Origin of the sequence: Exiguobacterium sibiricum 7-3 (assembly GCF_000620865.1) — a bacterium.
GTDB lineage: Bacteria > Bacillota > Bacilli > Exiguobacteriales > Exiguobacteriaceae > Exiguobacterium_A > Exiguobacterium_A sibiricum_A.
On sequence record NZ_KK211190.1, the window covers coordinates 1,220,495 to 1,239,224 of the forward strand.

The window sequence follows — 18,730 nt, forward strand, 5'->3', positions numbered from 1 at the left end:
AAAAACGGATAGAAGTGAGAGGGGATTTGTGCATGTCACAAACAAAGCAGACGTTTTCGACCGAACTCGGTGGACGTCCATTAACAATTGAAATCGGTCAACTGGCCAAACAAGCAAACGGAGCAGCATTGATCCGTTACGGTGAGACTGCAGTCCTTGCGACGGTCGTCGCATCAAAACAACCAAAAGACTTAGATTTCTTCCCATTAACAGTGAACTATGAAGAAAAATTATATGCAGCAGGTAAGATTCCAGGCGGTTTCCTAAAACGTGAAGGACGTCCAGGCGAAAATGCGATTTTGACATCACGCCTGATTGACCGTCCGATCCGTCCATTGTTCCCGGATGGATTCCGTCACGACATCCAAGTCGCAACGACGGTATTATCTTCGGACGAAGATAATTCACCAGAAGTCGCAGCGATGATTGGGGCTTCAATCGCCTTGTCGATTTCAGACATTCCATTCGATGGTCCGATTGCAGGCGTGACGATTGGTCGTGTGAACGGTGAGTTCATCGTCAATCCGACAATGAGTCAAGCGGCTGAAAGCGATATTGACCTTCAAGTTGCCGGAACGAAACATGCGGTCAACATGGTTGAAGCAGGTGCAAAAGAAGTTTCAGAAGAAGCGATGCTTGAAGCGATTCTTCTCGGACATGACGTCATCAAGACATTGATTGCGTTCCAAGAAGAAATCGTCGCAGCTGTTGGTCAAGAAAAATTCGCCTATACGGTCTCTTCGTTTGACGAGACACTTGTCAATCGCTTGAAAGCCGACGCGCTTGCAGAAGTGACGATGGCTGTTCAAGTCGAAGAAAAACAAGCACGTGATCTTGCCATCAATGAAGTCATTTCGAAATATATCGATCAGTACGCAGCAGATGATTCGATTACGGAAGCACAATTAGCAGAAGTATCGGGTGTCTTGAACAAATTCGTCAAAACAGAAGTGCGTCGTTTGATTACAGAAGATAAAGTCCGCCCAGACGGTCGTGGTCTTGCCGAGATCCGTCCGCTTGATTCAGAAATCGGATTGTTACCGCGTGCACACGGTTCAGGTCTCTTCACTCGTGGTCAAACTCAAGTCTTGTCTGTTGCAACGCTCGGTGTCGCAGGAGATGCGCAAATCATCGATGGTCTTGGACTCAAAGCAGAAAAACGTTTCATGCACCACTATAACTTCCCGCCGTTCTCAGTCGGAGAAGCGCGTCCGATGCGTGCACCGGGTCGTCGTGAAATCGGTCACGGAGCACTAGGGGAACGTGCACTGTTACCAGTTCTTCCATCAGAAACAGATTTCCCTTACACGATTCGTCTGGTGTCGGAAGTCCTCGAATCAAACGGATCGTCTTCACAGGCGTCGATTTGTGGATCAATCCTTGCCATGATGGATGCAGGTGTGCCGCTGAAAGCGCCGGTTGCCGGAATTGCAATGGGCTTGATCAAAGAAGGCGAAAACTATTCAATCTTGACTGACATTCAAGGTATGGAAGATCATCTCGGCGATATGGACTTTAAAGTCGCAGGAACTAAAGATGGTGTGACTGCCCTTCAAATGGATATGAAGATTGGCGGAATTACGCGCCAAATTTTAGAAGAGGCACTTGAACAAGCGCGTCTTGGTCGTTTACACATCCTCGAACACATGAATTCAGTCATTGCTGAACCACGTGTTGAGTTGTCTAAATATGCACCGAAAATCGTCACACTCAAAATCAATCCGGATAAAATCCGTGATGTGATTGGACCCGGCGGTAAAGTCATCAACAGCATCATCGATGAGACGGGTGTTAAAATCGATATCGATCAAGACGGAACCGTCTTTATCGCGTCAACGGATCAAGACGGTATTAACCGTGCTCGTCAGTTGATTGAAGATATCGTCCGTGAAGTCGTCATCGGAGAAGAATTTGACGGGACAGTTCGCCGCGTCGAAAAATTCGGTGCCTTCGTCGAATTGTTCAAAGGGAAAGATGCCCTTGTGCATATCTCGGAACTAGCGCTTGAGCGTGTTGGTCAAACCGAAGATGTCGTTAAATTAGGCGATAAATTGAAAGTCCGTGTCACGGAAGTCGATGACAAAGGACGTGTCAATGCATCGCATAAAGTACTGCTTGTTGAAGGTATGAGTGCGGAAGATCGCGCTGCATACGATGAAAAGAAAAAAACAGAGCGTGACAGCCGCCCGCCGCGTCGGGATACTGGATCTCGCCCACCACGTGACGGACAACGTCCACCGCGTCGTAACTAATGAAAACAAAGGTGGCTCAACGGTGCGAATACGTGCACCGCGGGCCACCTTGTTTCATATTTCAAGGAGGAATGAACGATGGTCGAAAGACTTGTATTAGAGAACGGGGTTCGAATCGTCAGTGAACGGATTGAGAATGCCCGGAGTGTGGCAACCGGTATTTTCATCAAAGCCGGTTCACGGACGGAAACAAAAGAAGAACATGGTATCAGTCATTTGATTGAACACATGATGTTTAAAGGGACGAAAAAACAATCGGCAAAAGAAATTGCCGTTTATTTTGACCGCCTGGGTGGTAATATTAATGCATTCACGAGTAAAGATCAGACCTGTTATTATGTGAAGACATTGGATGAACACGCCATCACGGCGTTTGATGTCTTGGCAGACATGTTTTTGGAGTCGACGTTTGACGAAGAGGAACTGGAAAAAGAAAAGCGGGTCGTGATTGAAGAAATTAAAATGTATGAAGATACACCGGATGATTTGGTACATGAACTGTTAGCAGTTGCGGCGTACGGGGAAGATGTCATGGCACGACCGATTCTCGGTACGGAAGAAAGTGTCAAACAGCTCAGCCGTCAAATGATTGTAGAGTACCTGCAGGAAGCGTATGCACCGGAACAAATCGTCATCTCAGTTGCAGGGCATGTGACGGACGAACTGATTACACAAATTAAAAACCGATTCAGTGTACTGCAGACAAATGGGACCGTTCGGCAGATTGAAGAGCCCGTTTTGAAAAGTGATTCGTTACGGAAGGAAAAAGATACGGAACAAGTCCATGTTTGTTATAATTTCCGGGCGATTCCTTCTGCGGATGATCGTTTGCCGACGTTAGCCTTACTCAATAATGCGTTTGGAGCAACGATGTCGAGCCGCTTGTTTCAATCGATTCGTGAAGACCGCGGATTAGCATATTCCGTCTTTTCGTACTATACGACGTTTGATGATCATGGCACGTTTACGATTTATGTCGGAACATCAAAAGAAACGTTGGAAGAAGTGGAAACTGTTCTTTCAACGGAAATCCAGCAACTGCTCGAACACGGTCTGACAACGAAAGAGCTTGAAGATGGAATTGAGCAGTTAAAGGGATCGTTGATTTTAGGAAATGAGAGCACATCGAGTCATATGAACCGTAATGCCCGGAATGAACTCCATCTCGGAATGCATCCGACACTAGAAGATGTACTTGCTGAAGTGGAACAGATTACGCCTGCTAACGTTCAGGAAATGATTGCCTATATCTTTAGCGAACCACCTGCTAAAGCGTACATCTTGCCGGAAATCGATGAGGCAGACCTTGAAACCGAGTGAGCCTTACCATACACTGAAGTAGCATGTAACTGAAAAACAAGTTGTGGAGAAAGAAGGAATACCCTTGAATTTAGCTGAACTAATCGAAGTCATTCAGACTCAAAAAACGGAACGTATGGTAGATGCAGTCGTGACATCCTTAACAACCGATTCGCGTGATGTGAAGCCAGGTACGTTATTTGTCGCCATCAAAGGTTATACAGTGGATGGACACGATTATGCCAAACAGGCCGAAGCACAGGGGGCTGTCGCCATCGTGTCAGAACGCTTGCTTGATGTGACGATTCCTGTCATTCTTGTCAGAAGCACAACCCGAGCGATGGCAGAACTTGCCGGTAAGTTTTATGATTATCCTTCCGAAAAGATGCGGATGATCGGCATCACCGGAACGAATGGAAAAACGACGACGACGACGATCGTGCGTGATGTCTTGGCTCAGTTGGGACGGAAAACGGGTATCATCGGTACCGTCGAAGTCAAAATCGGTGATCGGGTCGTCCCGAGTCGAAATACGACACCTCAAAGTTCGGAACTGCAGGCCTTTTTCCATCAGATGCACCAAGAAGGCGTCGAAGACGTCATCATGGAAGTTTCTTCACATGGATTGGAGCTTGGTCGAGTGACCGGAACAGATTTTGATGTGGCTGGTTTTACAAACTTGACACACGATCATCTGGATTTCCATAAGACGTTCGAGAATTATGCACGGGCAAAAGGCTTGCTCTTCGCCCAACTCGGACAACGGTTGTCCGATAAAAAAGTGGCAGTCTTGAATGCGGATGATGAGATCAGTCATTTATTTGAGATGATGACGGGTGCTCGTGTCATGACATACGGGATTGATCAACCGGCCGACTTGAAGGCTACAAATATTACACAAACACTTCAGGAAACGACGTTTACGATGGTCTATCAAGAACAATCGGTCGAACTGACCGTTCAATTCATCGGTCGATTCAACGTCTATAACTTACTGCTCGCTACCGGCATCCTTCTTTCAATCGGCTACAGTTTAACTGAGATTTCGAATGCGATCACTCAGATACAGCCAGCAAAAGGCCGGATGCAACGTTTGCCGATTGACGGCTACAACATTTACGTCGATTATGCCCATACGCCAGATGGAATTGAACAATGTCTGAAAGCATTGGTCGATGTTCCGAAAGAAAACATCATCTTCTTGATTGGAACAGGTGGTAATCGGGATGTGACTAAACGTCCGATGATGGGGCAACTCGCATCGACGTATGCGGGGACAGTCGTCATCACAACCGATGATCCTCGTTTTGAATCGTATGAGTCCATCACATCCGGAATCGCATCCGGTATGCTCCACGATCAATTCGTTGAAATCGGAGACCGGGAAGAAGCAGTCCGCTACGCAGCGAGTCTTGCTCGTCCAGACAACATCGTCATCCTGGCAGGAAAAGGGCATGAAAAATATCAAATCATTGGGGATGAGAAGACACCCCTCGACGAAGAAGTACTCGTCAAAGAGATGATACGCCAATTGGAGGAAAAGAAGTGACTTATCAACAACTTGAAATTGAACAGGCGCAGTTTGAACAGTTTGTAAAAACCCACCCGAAAGGAGATCTCCTGCAGTTACCTGCTTGGGGATCCGTCAAGGCGGCAACTGGCTGGACGCATGAACGGATTGCGGTCGGAACATCAACCGGTCAACTGGTTGGGGTCGCGTTGTTATTATTTAAAAAAGTTCCAAAATTACCGTTTACGTTATGTTATGCTCCACGCGGATTTGTCGTTGATTATACAGATCAGGCAGCCGTTGCGGCATTACGGGATGCGGCGATTCAAGTCGCAAAGAAACGAAAAGCAATTACCATTAAACTCGATCCGAACGTCGACCGGACAGAATATCCGAACTTGCTTCAAGAAATGAAGGAACTCGGATTCAAGCACAACGGATTCGGAGGCGGATTTGATTATGCGCAACCGCGCTTTACGATGGAGACAAGTCTTGAAGGATCGGAAAAAGAAATTTTTGATCGCTTCCATTCCAAGTTCCGTTATAATGTCCGTTTGGCCGAACGAAAAGGGATTGTTTGTTACGAGGCATCGCGGGAAGAGTTAAAAACATTTGCGAACCTGATGGTCGAAACGGGCGAACGCGATGGATTTTCGATTCGTGGTCTCGATTATTTTGAAAATCTCTACGATCATCTGCGTCCAACTGGAGACGCGGCATTGTTTTTGACTAAACTGGATGTCGTCCGGGCGCTTGAAAATACGGAAGCAGCCTTATTACAAGCAGATAAAGAATTAACGAAAATCCATCGTCAGCTGGAAAAAGAAACGGTCGAGAAAAAAATCAACAGTTTAAATAATCGACTCGAACAGACGACCGCTCAGATTGAAAAAGCAGAGAAATCCAAAACCGAACTGATGGCGATTGCGGCAAAACATCCAAACGGAGTGATTCTTTCGGGCGGCTTGTTGACCTTGGCCGGTCGACGGTCATATTACCTTTACGGTGCTTCATCAAACGAATACCGTGAATTCATGCCGAATCATTTAATGCAGTGGACGATGATGCGTCATGCGAAAGCGCACGGCGCCCTCTCATATGACTTTGGTGGTGTCAGCGGGTCAACGGATCCGGACGATCATTATGCCGGTCTATATGCGTTTAAATCAGGTTGGGGCAGTGAAATGATTGAAAAAATCGGTGAATTCGACTATGTCTTGAACAAGCCGTTGTATCTGTTGCTTGAAACAGGGTTGCCGATTCTTCAAAAAATCCGGAAGAAGTTACGCCGCTAATGAAACGGGGAACAATCTTCATCTGGATTTTGTTCCTGTTGGTCATGTTTGCCATCGGATCCTTTCTTGCAGCGTCTACTAATCGAATGCCGAGTATTTTGATCGATCAGCCGGAGTTAGGACTTGACAGTTGTCCGCGGGACAGCGCCGGTGAGAACCGTCTCATCAACGACAGTGTGGATCAATTAAAGCAACTTCATCCAGCAGTTCGTGCAGGTGCCAAGGATTTGATTCGTCTCAGTCATTCCTGCTACAACATCGATATCCGGATCACACAAGGGTATCGGACAAAAAAACAGCAGGATACGCTGTATGAACAAGGGCGATCGCAAGCAGGAGAAGTCGTGACTAACGCGCGGGGCGGAGAATCGATGCACAATTATGGTTTGGCGATTGACTTTGTTCAAATGATAGACGGAGATATTTCTTACGATTTAGACTATGACGGAAATCAATCAGGTAAAAGTGATTGGCGTGAGGTGGCTGCTGTTGGGAAGGCGCTTGGCTTTGAATGGGGTGGAGATTGGAAACGGTTTGTCGATTATCCGCACTTCGAGATGACATTCGGTTATTCCTTGAATGAGCTTCAAGCAGGCGAGAAACCGAGCAGGCAGGAAAAAGCGAACCGAACAGAGGAAATCGAGAAGCTGTTGAATCCGTAAAACGAACATCGTGTGGACCGAAAGAATGGTCACACGATGTTTTTTTTCGTTTTCACCATCCCTGTTGTTGGCAGAATGGCAAAGTTCGGCTAGAATAGTGATAGTGATAAGTGGACGGCTCACGAAAAGTGAATATAAATAGGAGGTCATATCGTGTCAAAGAAAAAGACGGAAAAGGTAAGCGTCTTTGCTCTTGGTGGCGCCGGTGAAATCGGTAAGAACATGTACGTCGTCGAACTCGACGAGGACATCTTCGTAATCGATGCTGGATTAATGTTCCCAGGAGATGAGATGCTTGGAATTGATAAAGTCATTCCAGACATTAGTTATTTAAAAGAAAACAAAGAGCGGATTCAAGGGATTTTCATTACTCATGGACATGAGGACCACATTGGTGCCCTCAGTTATGTCTTACGGGACTTAAAAGTACCGGTTTATGGAACACGTTTAACGCTTGGTTTGATTGAAATTAAATTAAAAGAAGCCGGTTTATTGAAAAAGGCAGATCTTCGTCCAATTGATGCCAAGACGAAATTAACCGTAGCAGGTCACTTCATTACATTTTTCCGTGTTAATCACTCGATTCCGGATGCAGTCGGGGTATGTATCCAAACATCGCAAGGGGCGATTGTCCATACGGGAGACTTTAAATTTGATTACACACCGGTTGACGGCAAACAAGCCGATTTCGGGAAAATTGCTGCGATTGGTCAGCGTGGTGTCCTGTGTCTCTTATCGGACTCGACAAATGCAGAACGTCCTGGAATGTCCGGATCAGAATCAACGGTCGGATCGGAACTTAATGATGTCATCTACGAGGCACCAGGTCGCGTCATCGTAGCTTCATTCGCATCAAACGTTCACCGTCTGCAACAAGTCTTTGCAGCGGCAGAAGCCAACAACCGGAAAGTTGCGGTTGTCGGTCGCAGCATGGTCAATATCGTGGAGGTCGCTCAACGTTTGAACTACTTGCGCTTTAAACAAAAAACGTTGGTCGAACTGTCGGATATCAATCGACTCGATGACAATCAGGTTGTGATTTTAACGACGGGCTCGCAAGGCGAACCGATGGCAGCTCTCACACGAATGGCACGGAACGCGCATAAGCAGGTCAATATCCGCTTAAACGATACCGTGGTTGTCGCAGCGTCACCGATTCCTGGAAACGAGAAATCCGTTTCGAAAACGATTGATCTCTTGTTCCGCGCGGGAGCGAACGTCATCTACAATCAACGGAAAGTTCATGTATCCGGTCACGGTCATGCGGAAGACTTGAAATTAATGCTGAACTTGATCAAACCGAAATTCTTCGTTCCCATCCACGGGGAGTTCCGGATGCAAAAGGCACACAGCCGTTTAGCACAGACAGTTGGTGTCAATGCAAACAACATCTTTATCATCGAAAACGGGGATGTCGTCGAGTTTGAAAAACGGAAAGCCCGGATGTCACGGAAAGTGAACGCCGGAAACGTCCTGATTGACGGAATCGGTGTCGGGGATGTCGGAAACATCGTCTTACGTGATCGTCGTCTGTTGTCACAAGATGGTGTCGTCCTCTGTGTCATTACAATCAGCCGAAAAAATAAAACGATTGTCTCCGGGCCAGAAATCATTTCCCGCGGCTTCGTTTATATGCGTGAATCAGAAGATATGATCAACGAAGCCAACCGTATCGTTGCCAAGCAATTGCAAGGTAAATTGACTGGTGAGCTCGACTGGACAGAAATGAAATCATTGATTCGTGACAAGTTAAGTTCATACTTGTATGAACAGACGAAACGTCGTCCGATGATTTTACCGATCATCATGGAAATTTAACAAGAAGAGCGACTCAGGGAGGCCGATCGATGGTCAGCTGAGTCGTTTTTTTATCAGGAGGTCAGAGAAAGATGGCAACGACAAAAAAAGGACCGGTCCGGAAAACACCACCACGAAAGCGCACCACAGCGAAAAAACGGCCGCCAACGAAAAAACAGCGTCAACCCATTCAATACCGTACATATGCAGCAATCATCGCGGTCCTTTCGTTGCTGGCGTATGTATTAGCACTTGGACAGTTTGGACGTGTCGGTGAAGTGCTGGCCGAGTTCGCAAAAGATCAAGTCGGACAGTTTGGTTCGCTCCTGTATGGTTTGATTGGGGGAATGCTGTTGCTGATCTTATCGAACCAAGAACGGTTAGCCAAATGGGCCTGGTCTTCCTTGATTTTAGGCGGCTTAATCTGGATTGATTTGTTAATCGGTCAACCGCGTGGTGCCATGAATGCTTGGCTGTATCAAGGTTCTTCATATTACATCTCAAGTTTTGGGGCATTTATGATCGGGTTATTTCTGATTGTGACAGGTATTCATCTGCTTCAGCCGACATTTTTCAGTGAACTGGCTTTCGGAATCAAGGAACGCATTCAGGAATTCCGGCAACGCGAACGACAGACAGTACCAAAAGAACGTCCTGAGAAAAAGAAACCGACCCAGTCAGAAACGCTAGAACAACCGGTTGCTAAAAAGAAAACACTGAAAAAACAAGCCGGCGAAGAACTTGTACCGGAAGAAGCACCGGTCAACCTTCAAGATGTACCGATCATCGGATTTGCGGATCATGTCGAACCACAAGCGAAAGAGCCGCAAGGACCTCTGACGATGACGGAGACGCCGGACGGGTATCAATTGCCGTCGCTCGATTTACTGGCAGAACCCGTCACTAAAGATTTATCAGGAGAAAACAAACGATTAAAAGACAATGCGACGAAACTGATTGCCACGTTAAAGTCGTTTGGAATCGGAGCAAAAGTCTTAAAAATCCACCTTGGTCCAAGTGTGACGAAATATGAGATTGAACCGGATCAAGGTATCAAGCTAAGTCGAATCACCGGACTGGCAGATGACTTGGCACTTGCGCTCGCAGCAAAAGATATCCGGATCGAAGCACCGATCCCCGGAAAAGCTGCCGTCGGAATCGAAGTACCGAACCGAGAAGTCGCCATGGTCTCTTTACGAGAGGTCTTAGGGGCGGAAAGTGTCCAGGCAGACCCGGACCGCTTACTCGTCGCGCTTGGTCGAAGCATTTCCGGTGAGACGGTCACGGCGAAACTGAATAAAATGCCGCACGTCTTAGTCGCCGGTTCAACCGGATCCGGGAAATCGGTTTGTATCAACGGGATGATTGTCTCGATTTTGATGCGGGCCCGACCGGATGAAGTCCGCCTGATGATGATTGATCCGAAGATGGTCGAACTGAATGTCTATAACGGCATTCCCCATTTGCTCGCCCCTGTCGTGACCGATCCGAAGAAAGCGGCCCAAGCCTTAAAGCAGGTCGTTTCGGAAATGGAACGGCGATATGAAATCTTCAGTCAGAACGGGGCGCGGAATATCGAAGGTTACAATGCCTTGATCGATAAGATGAACGCGGAGGAAAAAGTCCATCAACGCCTCCCGTACATCGTCGTCATCGTCGATGAGTTAGCCGATTTGATGATGGTCGCCTCAAACGAAGTCGAAGATGCCATCATGCGTCTCGCCCAGATGGCACGGGCAGCTGGGATACACATGGTCATCGCGACGCAACGGCCAAGTGTCGACATCATTACCGGTGTCATCAAGGCCAACATCCCGTCTCGGATTGCCTTCAGCGTTTCCAGTGGAACGGATTCCCGAACGATTCTTGATACAAGTGGAGCAGACAAGTTGCTTGGACGAGGAGATATGTTATTGCTTGGGAACGGAATGAATAAACCGGTTCGCGTCCAAGGGGCATTTTTGTCTGATGAAGAAGTCGAAACAATCGTCAATCATGTCATTTCCCAACAAAAAGCGCAGTATGTCGAGGCAATGATTCCAAAGGATATTCCAGAAGGGGAGACGGAAGTCGACGATCCGCTATACGATGAAGTCGTTCAGTTCATCTTGACGCAAGAAACAGCATCAACCTCGATGATTCAACGAAAATATCGAATCGGCTACAACCGAGCCGCCCGACTGATTGATGCGTTAGAAGAAAATGGATTGATTGGTCCGTCCGAAGGATCAAAACCCCGACGTGTCATGGGGCATTAACAGCGGAAAGAGGAGGAAGCCACCATAGGCTTTGTCCTCTTTTTTCATCCGAAAAACAAAAAATGAAAACTTAAACCGTTTTCATGAAAATAGTTGTCAGACGTCTGTTGATTTTGTGCGAGATATTTGTCATACTCAGTCATATGAGTTGGCGTACCCGATAAAGGTACGTGAGCGACTTTTTCACAAATAGATAATGAAAGCGCTCACATTACAGGAAGAGGAGTTGGCGATGATGAAAAAGCAGTATGCATTCGTATCAATGATGACCGTTGCGACAGTCGGACTAGCAGCATGTGGAGGTTCAGCAGACAACGATTCAAGTAAAAAGGAACAGTTTTCTGTAGCGATGGTTGCCGATAAAGGCGGAATCGATGATAAGTCTTTTAACCAGTCAGCATGGGAAGGTTTGCAAGCATACGGAAAAGAAAACAAACTCAAGCAAAATGACGGCTATTCGTACCTTCAGTCGAAGTCACAGCAAGACTATCAACCGAACCTTTCGCGTCTCGCGCGCGGCGGTGAAAATCTCGTGTTCGGAATCGGCAATACCTTTAACGAAGATATCGAAACAGTAGCGAAACAATTTAACGATACACAATTTGCCATCATCGATAATGTCGTACCGGGTAAAAATGTGACGTCGATTACGTTCAAAGAAAACGAAGGTGCTTATCTTGCAGGGATCGTAGCGGCCATGCAGACGAAAACAGACCATATCGGATTTGTCGGCGGCATGAAGATGGATGTCATTGAACGGTTCCGAGCCGGATTCGAAGCAGGCGCGAAATCCGTCAATCCGAAAATCAAAGTCGATGTCCAATACGCAGAAGACTTTGCAGCACCGGAAAAAGGACAGGCAATCGCAGCCGGTATGTACGGAAAAGGCGCAGATATCATTTTCCCTGCAGCTGGCGGAACAGGAAATGGTGTCTTTACAGAAGCGAAGAACCGTAAGAAAAACGGCGAAGATGTTTCAGTCATCGGAGTCGACCGGGATCAAAAAGAAGAAGGTATGCCGGAAGATGTGACATTGACATCGGTCATTAAACGAGTAGATCGTGCCGTTCAAGATACAGCAAATGCGGCCAAAGACGGAAAACTAACGGGTGGAAAAACGATTCGTTACGGTTTAAAAGAACAAGGTGTCGATTTAGTAGAATCAGACAAGTTGTCAAAAGAGACATTGAAAAAGGTCGAACAAGCTAAAAAAGCCGTCATTCAAGGGAAAACAGTTGTCCCTGAACAATAAGCGGTAGAGTGAAAAGGGGTATTCTTAGGTAGAATGCCCTATTTTCTTCCAATCTTATTTACGTTATGAAAAGGGTTACAAAAGCGCCAGAAGTCAGACTTCTAACCTGTTACAAAATGATTGCAGGATTGAGTCCGGCATCATATACTTATCTTGGCTGGAGTTCTCATACGTCAGAAGTCTGAGCACTGGTTACAACTAGATAGAGGATGGAGATGCGTCATGTCGATTAAATTAGATCATCGTTTGCTTTATTTACGTGTGATTGAAAAAATCAAGTCTGACATCGATGACGGCGTTTACAAGGAAGGCGAAAAGTTACCTTCAGAGTTTGAACTTTCAAAGCAACTTGGCGTTAGTCGAGCGACTCTTCGAGAGGCTTTACGAATTCTTGAAGATGAGAACATCGTCATCCGTAAACACGGTGTCGGTACGTTTATCAATGCAAGACCACCGTTTACTTCAGGGATTGAGGAGCTTTACAGTGTCACGGAGATGATTGCGCGTGCAGGTATGATTCCGACCTCAGAAGTCCTGTCATCAGAAATGGTACAACCAACTGAACGTGATCGAGAACGTTTTCAGTTAGGACCGGATGAACTGGTTTATCGAATCGAACGAATCCGACTTGCGGGAGATGTTCCTGTCGTCTATTGTGTCGATAAGATTCCAAGCCATTATATTAAAAATGAAGAACAGTTTACGTCCTCGACGTCACTGTTTGACGCACTAGAAAAAGAACTGGGACGCCGTGTCACTCATGCGGTCACGCACATCGAGCCGCGGATTGATCCAAAGATCGCTGAACAATTACATACGGACCAACCGTTACTCGTACTGCGACAAACGCATTATGATGAGCTTGACCGATCCGTTCTTTATTCAGCGAACTATTTCCGTGCGGACAAGTTTGATTTCCATGTCATCCGTAAGCGTGTCTAACCACTCGTTTTAGGGGTTTTACTGAAAGCGCTTTCCACCTACCTACGTAACGCTCCTCATCACCAGCCTCAGGTGCTTGACGTAGTCAGGAACTTTGTATGACCATATTCGAAAGGGGATTATTTCAGATGAAAAAGAAGTCACTTCTCGCATTAGCAGCAACAGGTTTAGCAATGAGTTCGGTACTCGCAGCATGTGGTGGTAACGATGATTCGAAAGATTCAAGCGGCGGGGATGAAAAAGCAGGCTTCAAAGTAGGTATGGTTACAGATACAGGCGGTGTTGACGATAAGTCGTTCAACCAATCAGCGTGGGAAGGGATTCAAAAATTCGGTAAAGACAACGACTTAAAAGAAGGTACAGGCTACAAGTATCTCCAGTCGGCAAAACAATCGGATTATCAACCGAACCTTCAGCAATTGGCTCGTGCAAAATATGACTTGATTCTCGGTATCGGATTCTTGATGGCGGAAGATATCGGTAAAGTCGCGGATCAGTTCAAAGACAACAACTTTGCACTCGTCGATATGGTCGTTGATAAGCCAAACGTTGCTTCAATCGTCTTCAAAGAAAACGAAGGGTCATTCCTCGTTGGTGTTGTTGCCGGTTTGACAACAAAATCAGACAAAGTTGGTTTCGTTGGTGGTGTTAACTCTGACTTGATCAAAAAGTTCGAAAGTGGATTTAAAGCCGGCGTTAAAGCTGTCAACCCGAAAGCAGAAATCGAAGTTCAATATGCAGAAGACTTTAACGCTGCTGAAAAAGGACAAGCGATTGCTTCAGGTATGTACGGTAAAAAAGTTGACGTCATCTATCATGCTGCTGGTGGAACAGGACAAGGTGTCTTCACAGAAGCGAAAAACCGTAAGAAAAACGGCGAAGATGTTTGGGTAATCGGTGTCGACCGTGACCAAGTTGAAGAAGGTATGCCGGAAAACGTTACATTGACGTCAATGGTTAAACGTGTGGATACGGCCGTTGAACAAGTAGCAAAAGATACGAAAGACGGTAACTTCCCAGCTGGTAAAGTCGTTGAGTTCGGTCTCAAAGACGGCGGAGTTGATATCGCACCATCGCAAGACAATGTAGCGAAAGATGTCTTGACGAAAGTTGAAGACTTCAAAAAACAAATCATCGCTGGCGACATCAAAGTTCCAGCTACTGACGACGAGTACAAAGAATACGAAGCGTCACTGAAATAAACTGGAAGCGGGGGTCGCTAGTACTGCGGCCTCCCCTTTTAAACTAAACATGGGAGTGGATTTTCTTGGAATACGTCATTGAGATGCTAAACATACGAAAAGAGTTTGGCAGTTTCGTCGCAAATGATAACATCACGCTCCAGCTTCGGAAAGGTGAGATTCACGCTTTACTTGGTGAAAACGGTGCCGGAAAATCGACGCTGATGAACGTCTTATTTGGTTTGTATCAGCCTGAGGCTGGAGAGATTCGTGTACGTGGTGAAAAAGTCAATATTACGAGTCCGAACGTTGCGAATGATCTGGGAATCGGGATGGTACACCAACATTTCATGCTCGTTCAAAATTTCACAGTAACAGAAAACATCATCTTGGGTGCAGAACCGAAAGCCGGTCTGAAAATCGACCGAGCAGCGGCACGCGAAAAAGTCCGTCAAATTTCGGAGCAATACGGTCTTGCCGTTGATCCAGATGCAAAAATCGAAGATATTTCGGTAGGGATGCAACAGCGTGTTGAAATTTTAAAAACACTGTACCGTGGCGCAGATATTCTAATCTTCGATGAGCCATCTGCTGTTTTAACCCCACAAGAAATCAAAGAATTGATTCAAATCATGAATCGATTGATTGCTGAAGGGAAATCGATTATCTTGATTACCCACAAATTGAAGGAAATCATGGAAGTCGCCGATCGCTGTACGACGATTCGTCGTGGTAAGTATATCGGAACAGTTGATATCGATGAAACGATGACCCAATCAAGACTGGCTGAGATGATGGTAGGGCGGGAAGTAAACTTCAATGCGGAGTATTCCAAGGCAACTCCACAAGAACTTGTACTGGACATCAAAGACTTAGTCGTCAAAGACAGTCGCGGTATCAAGTCAGTAGACGGATTGAACCTCGATATCCGTGCCGGTGAAATCGTCGGAATCGCTGGAATCGATGGAAATGGACAAACGGAATTGATTGAAGCCATTACCGGTTTGCGTAAAGCGGACAGCGGTGAGATCTTCCTCAACAACAAATCGATTAAAAACTTAAAACCACGAAAAGTGACGGAAGCCGGAGTCGGACATATTCCGCAAGACCGTCATAAACATGGACTGGTCCTCGACTACTCAATCGGACACAACATGGTGTTACAAACGTATTATCAAAAACCGTATTCAAAAGCAGGCATCATGAACTACGGTCAGGTCATGGAAAAAGCAAAAACTTTAATCGAGAAGTTCGACGTCCGAACTCCAAGTCCAGAAACATTTGCTCGTGCCCTGTCAGGCGGAAACCAACAAAAGGCGATTATCGCCCGTGAAGTGGATCGTTCCCCTGACTTACTGATTGCGGCACAACCAACACGCGGACTAGATGTCGGAGCCATTGAATTCATTCACGAACAATTGGTTCTGGAACGAGAAAAAGGTCGAGCTGTTCTATTGATTTCATTTGAATTGGAAGAAATTCTGCAAGTATCCGACCGGATTGCTGTTCTTTATGAAGGACGCACAGTTGCCTTCCTTGATCCAAAAGAAACAAATGAAATCGAACTTGGCTTCTTGATGGCCGGCGGTAAGAAAGAGGAGGTCGGTCGTTCATGAAACTGGAACGTTTTTACGGAATATTAATTCCAATTCTGTCCATCATCTTAGGGATGGTCGTCGGTGCAATCGTCATGCTGGCTGGCGGCTATAATCCGATTGACGGATTTGATCAATTATTTTACGGCATCTTCGGGGAGCCATACAGCATCGGTGAAACATTACGAGCCGCTGCCCCGTTAATTTTTGCGGGCCTTGCCGTTGCCTTCGCCTTCCGGACAGGACTATTTAACATCGGAGTTGAAGGACAAGTGTTAGTCGGCTGGATGGTTGCCGTCTGGATCGGGATTGAGTTTGATCTCCCGACAGCGATTCACTTACCGCTCGCTCTGATTGGAGCAGGCCTTGCTGGAGCGCTTTGGGCGTCAGTCCCAGGTATCTTAAAAGCAAAATTCCACGTTCACGAAGTTATCACATCAATCATGATGAACTATATCGCCCTATATGTGACGAATGATATTTTACGTCACGTCATCGGGATTGAAAACGAACGGACGGAGTCGGTTAAAGAATCAGCATCACTTGCTTCACCGTTCCTACAAGAATTGACGGATTTCTCACGTCTTCATAACGGAATTTTCATTGCTGTCTTGGCAGCACTTGTCTTTTGGTTCATCCTTTGGAAAACGACGCTCGGTTATGAATTACGGGCAGTTGGTTTCAATAAGAGTGCAGCAGAATATGCCGGTATGGGCGTCAACAAGAACATTGTTCTTTCATTCGTCATCTCGGGTGTATTTGCTGGGTTAGCGGGTGCGATGGAAGGGTTAGGAACATTCCAAAACATGACGCTGAATGCCTCATTCACGGGCGTTGGATTCGACGGGATTGCCGTTGCCTTACTAGGTGCCAACAATCCGATTGGGGTCGTACTTGCCGCCTTACTGTTTGCGGGTCTGAACATCGGTGGTCTGTCGATGCAACAAATCGGAATCCCGCCAGAGTTAATTAAAATCATCATCGCGTTTATCATCATCTTCGTCGCTTCGGGTTACGCGATCCGTCTCTTGATCGAGAAATTCACGGTCAAGAAACCCGAAGATAAAAAAGTGAAAGGAGCCGATAAATAATGGGCTTTTTAGAAGTACTGTATATTATCGTACCGATCGCACTTGCCTATTCGGCTCCATTGATCATTGCAGCACTCGGTGGAATCTTCAGTGAGCGTTCTGGTGTCGTCAACATCGCACTTGAAGGGCTGATGGTCATGGGGGCATTCTCAGGTATCGTCTCGGCCTTAACGTTATCGAAGATGGGTTTAGGCGCTGCTAGTCCATGGATTGCCATGCTGGTTGCTATCGTTGTCGGAGCAGTGTTCTCGTTGTTCCTCGCGATTCCGGCAATTTTGTTCCGGGCCGATCAGACGGTTCTTGGAGTAGCGATTAATATGTTAGCAGTTGGTCTTGCTATTTTCCTTGTTCGTGCGTTTTATGGAAAAGGACAGACAGATTCGATCCCGAACCGGATTTCAAAAGAAAACGTCCCGTTTTTATCAGATATCCCGGTGTTGAAGATGTTTTTTGCCAACGTCTATTACACGTCGTACATTGCGATTGCTTTAGCTTTCGTTGCTTGGTACGTCATCTTTAAAACACCATTTGGTCTCCGTCTTCGTTCGGTCGGGGAACACCCGATGGCAGCAGATACGATGGGAATCAACGTTACGAAAATGCGTTTCATCGGTGTCATGATCTCAGGTGGTTTCGGTGGTCTTGCCGGCGCTGTTTATGCGACATCAATTTCATTGAACTTCAGTGTCACGACGATTCTCGGACAAGGATTCCTTGCGATTGCGGCCATGATTTTCGGAAAATGGAATCCACTCGGAGCGATGGGAGCTGCCCTGTTCTTCGGATTCGCTCAAGCGATTTCGATCATCGGGCAACAGTTACCGCTTCTTGATCAAATTCCACAAGTCTACTTGTTGATTGCACCATACTTGCTGACGATTTTGGCACTTGCCGGTGTCGTTGGACGGGCGGATGCGCCGAAAGCTGTTGGTGTACCGTATATCAAAGGAAAACGGTAACGTTTCCTGTCTTAGATCACTTTTCTGCGCCGGTCGCAGGAAAGTGATTTTTTTTACGAAAAAAAGATCTGCTCCTGTAAGAGCAGACCGGTGAATCAAACATTATTCGTATTTAAGTGCGTCGCCTTCAAATGATTCATCCGCTACTTTGATAGAATCTGTCGGGCATCCTTCGAATGCATCGATCATATCATCAAATAACGCTTCTGGAATTTCAGCTGTTCCCTTGTTATCATCTAAAATGACATAAGCCAAGCCCTCATCATCGTAATCATAAATATCAGGGGCAGCTGCGCCGCAAGCACCACATGCGATACATGTGTCTTTGTCAACAATTGTAAATTTAGCCATCGGTCATTCTCCTCTCGATTCGAAAACATTGGAAACTAAGTACTGTTCTCATCTATAAGTCATTGTATCGGACTCATGCGTGCATTTCAATGAGGAAGAGGCAGAAGTATGTGAATAAACCAATCGACGGAGGGAAATCGTCTTTTTGGTTCCATTAATTGATTCAGCATAGCGTAAATCAGATAGGAAATGTAAAATAAGAACAAATGTACGAAGTCAGAGCCGGATGTATCCTGAACATGAACGATATATCACAGTAAAAACTTGCGACATGACGGAAAGGAGG

14 protein-coding genes are annotated in these 18,730 nt (G+C 46.2%); 13 read left to right on the plus strand and 1 reads right to left on the minus strand.

Going from position 1 to position 18,730, the window contains the following annotated elements:
• Positions 1-32 precede the first annotated feature (32 nt).
• The 13 genes from pnp (at position 33) to P402_RS0107160 (ending at position 18,093) form a co-directional block, all read left to right on the plus strand.
• Positions 33-2,252, plus strand: coding sequence for a polyribonucleotide nucleotidyltransferase (gene pnp, locus P402_RS0107100; RefSeq protein WP_026828046.1), 2,220 nt, complete (start codon positions 33-35; stop codon positions 2,250-2,252).
• Between the two features lie 78 nt (positions 2,253-2,330).
• Positions 2,331-3,572 carry a M16 family metallopeptidase gene (locus P402_RS0107105; protein ID WP_026828047.1) on the plus strand — a complete coding sequence of 414 codons (1,242 nt, stop codon included), beginning with the start codon at positions 2,331-2,333 and terminating at the stop codon, positions 3,570-3,572.
• Positions 3,573-3,636: 64 nt separating this feature from the next.
• A complete protein-coding gene (locus P402_RS0107110; RefSeq protein WP_026828048.1) occupies positions 3,637-5,100 on the plus strand; it encodes a UDP-N-acetylmuramoyl-L-alanyl-D-glutamate--2,6-diaminopimelate ligase in 1,464 nt (487 codons plus the stop codon).
• Positions 5,097-6,356, plus strand: coding sequence for a lipid II:glycine glycyltransferase FemX (locus P402_RS0107115; RefSeq protein ID WP_026828049.1), 1,260 nt, complete (start codon positions 5,097-5,099; stop codon positions 6,354-6,356). Before P402_RS0107110 ends, P402_RS0107115 begins: the two co-directional genes overlap by 4 nt.
• Entirely contained in the window at positions 6,356-7,018 is a 663-nt protein-coding gene (locus P402_RS0107120; RefSeq protein ID WP_026828050.1) for a M15 family metallopeptidase, read from the plus strand. The genes P402_RS0107115 and P402_RS0107120 overlap by 1 nt, the downstream gene beginning before the upstream one ends.
• 153 nt (positions 7,019-7,171) lie before the next feature.
• A complete protein-coding gene (locus P402_RS0107125) occupies positions 7,172-8,836 on the plus strand; it encodes a ribonuclease J (protein WP_026828051.1) in 1,665 nt (554 codons plus the stop codon).
• A 71-nt stretch (positions 8,837-8,907) separates the two neighbouring features.
• Positions 8,908-11,073, plus strand: coding sequence for a DNA translocase FtsK (locus P402_RS0107130; RefSeq protein WP_026828052.1), 2,166 nt, complete (start codon positions 8,908-8,910; stop codon positions 11,071-11,073).
• A 232-nt stretch (positions 11,074-11,305) separates the two neighbouring features.
• Positions 11,306-12,325, plus strand: coding sequence for a BMP family lipoprotein (locus P402_RS0107135; RefSeq protein WP_026828053.1), 1,020 nt, complete (start codon positions 11,306-11,308; stop codon positions 12,323-12,325).
• Between the two features lie 222 nt (positions 12,326-12,547).
• Complete coding sequence (locus P402_RS0107140) at positions 12,548-13,267, plus strand: GntR family transcriptional regulator (protein WP_012370694.1); 720 nt, start codon at positions 12,548-12,550, stop codon at positions 13,265-13,267.
• Positions 13,268-13,395: 128 nt separating this feature from the next.
• Entirely contained in the window at positions 13,396-14,469 is a 1,074-nt protein-coding gene (locus tag P402_RS0107145; RefSeq protein WP_026828054.1) for a BMP family lipoprotein, read from the plus strand.
• A gap of 65 nt (positions 14,470-14,534) precedes the next feature.
• Positions 14,535-16,064 (plus strand): ABC transporter ATP-binding protein, encoded by a 1,530-nt coding sequence (locus tag P402_RS0107150; protein ID WP_026828055.1) that lies wholly within the window; start codon positions 14,535-14,537, stop codon positions 16,062-16,064.
• Positions 16,061-17,134 carry an ABC transporter permease gene (locus tag P402_RS0107155; protein WP_026828056.1) on the plus strand — a complete coding sequence of 358 codons (1,074 nt, stop codon included), beginning with the start codon at positions 16,061-16,063 and terminating at the stop codon, positions 17,132-17,134. The genes P402_RS0107150 and P402_RS0107155 overlap by 4 nt, the downstream gene beginning before the upstream one ends.
• On the plus strand, positions 17,134-18,093 hold the full coding sequence (locus P402_RS0107160; protein WP_026828057.1) for an ABC transporter permease: 960 nt from the start codon (positions 17,134-17,136) through the stop codon (positions 18,091-18,093). Before P402_RS0107155 ends, P402_RS0107160 begins: the two co-directional genes overlap by 1 nt.
• A 102-nt stretch (positions 18,094-18,195) precedes the next feature.
• Here the strand turns inward: P402_RS0107160 and P402_RS0107165 are convergent, their stop codons facing one another.
• The gene (locus P402_RS0107165; RefSeq protein ID WP_012370689.1) at positions 18,196-18,444 is read right to left on the minus strand and encodes a ferredoxin; all 249 of its coding nucleotides are present in this window, start codon (positions 18,442-18,444) and stop codon (positions 18,196-18,198) included.
• Positions 18,445-18,730 lie beyond the last annotated feature (286 nt).

What these genes read in the sequence shown, in the direction of transcription:
- pnp (WP_026828046.1), top strand. Translation starts at nt 33, where the DNA reads ATGTCACAAACAAAGCAGACGTTTTCGACCGAACTCGGTGGACGTCCA.
- P402_RS0107105 (WP_026828047.1), top strand. Translation starts at nt 2,331, where the DNA reads ATGGTCGAAAGACTTGTATTAGAGAACGGGGTTCGAATCGTCAGTGAA.
- P402_RS0107120 (WP_026828050.1), top strand. Translation starts at nt 6,356, where the DNA reads ATGAAACGGGGAACAATCTTCATCTGGATTTTGTTCCTGTTGGTCATG.
- P402_RS0107130 (WP_026828052.1), top strand. Translation starts at nt 8,908, where the DNA reads ATGGCAACGACAAAAAAAGGACCGGTCCGGAAAACACCACCACGAAAG.
- P402_RS0107135 (WP_026828053.1), top strand. Translation starts at nt 11,306, where the DNA reads ATGATGAAAAAGCAGTATGCATTCGTATCAATGATGACCGTTGCGACA.
- P402_RS0107140 (WP_012370694.1), top strand. Translation starts at nt 12,548, where the DNA reads ATGTCGATTAAATTAGATCATCGTTTGCTTTATTTACGTGTGATTGAA.
- P402_RS0107145 (WP_026828054.1), top strand. Translation starts at nt 13,396, where the DNA reads ATGAAAAAGAAGTCACTTCTCGCATTAGCAGCAACAGGTTTAGCAATG.
- P402_RS0107155 (WP_026828056.1), top strand. Translation starts at nt 16,061, where the DNA reads ATGAAACTGGAACGTTTTTACGGAATATTAATTCCAATTCTGTCCATC.
- P402_RS0107160 (WP_026828057.1), top strand. Translation starts at nt 17,134, where the DNA reads ATGGGCTTTTTAGAAGTACTGTATATTATCGTACCGATCGCACTTGCC.
- P402_RS0107165 (WP_012370689.1), bottom strand. Translation starts at nt 18,444, where the DNA reads ATGGCTAAATTTACAATTGTTGACAAAGACACATGTATCGCATGTGGT.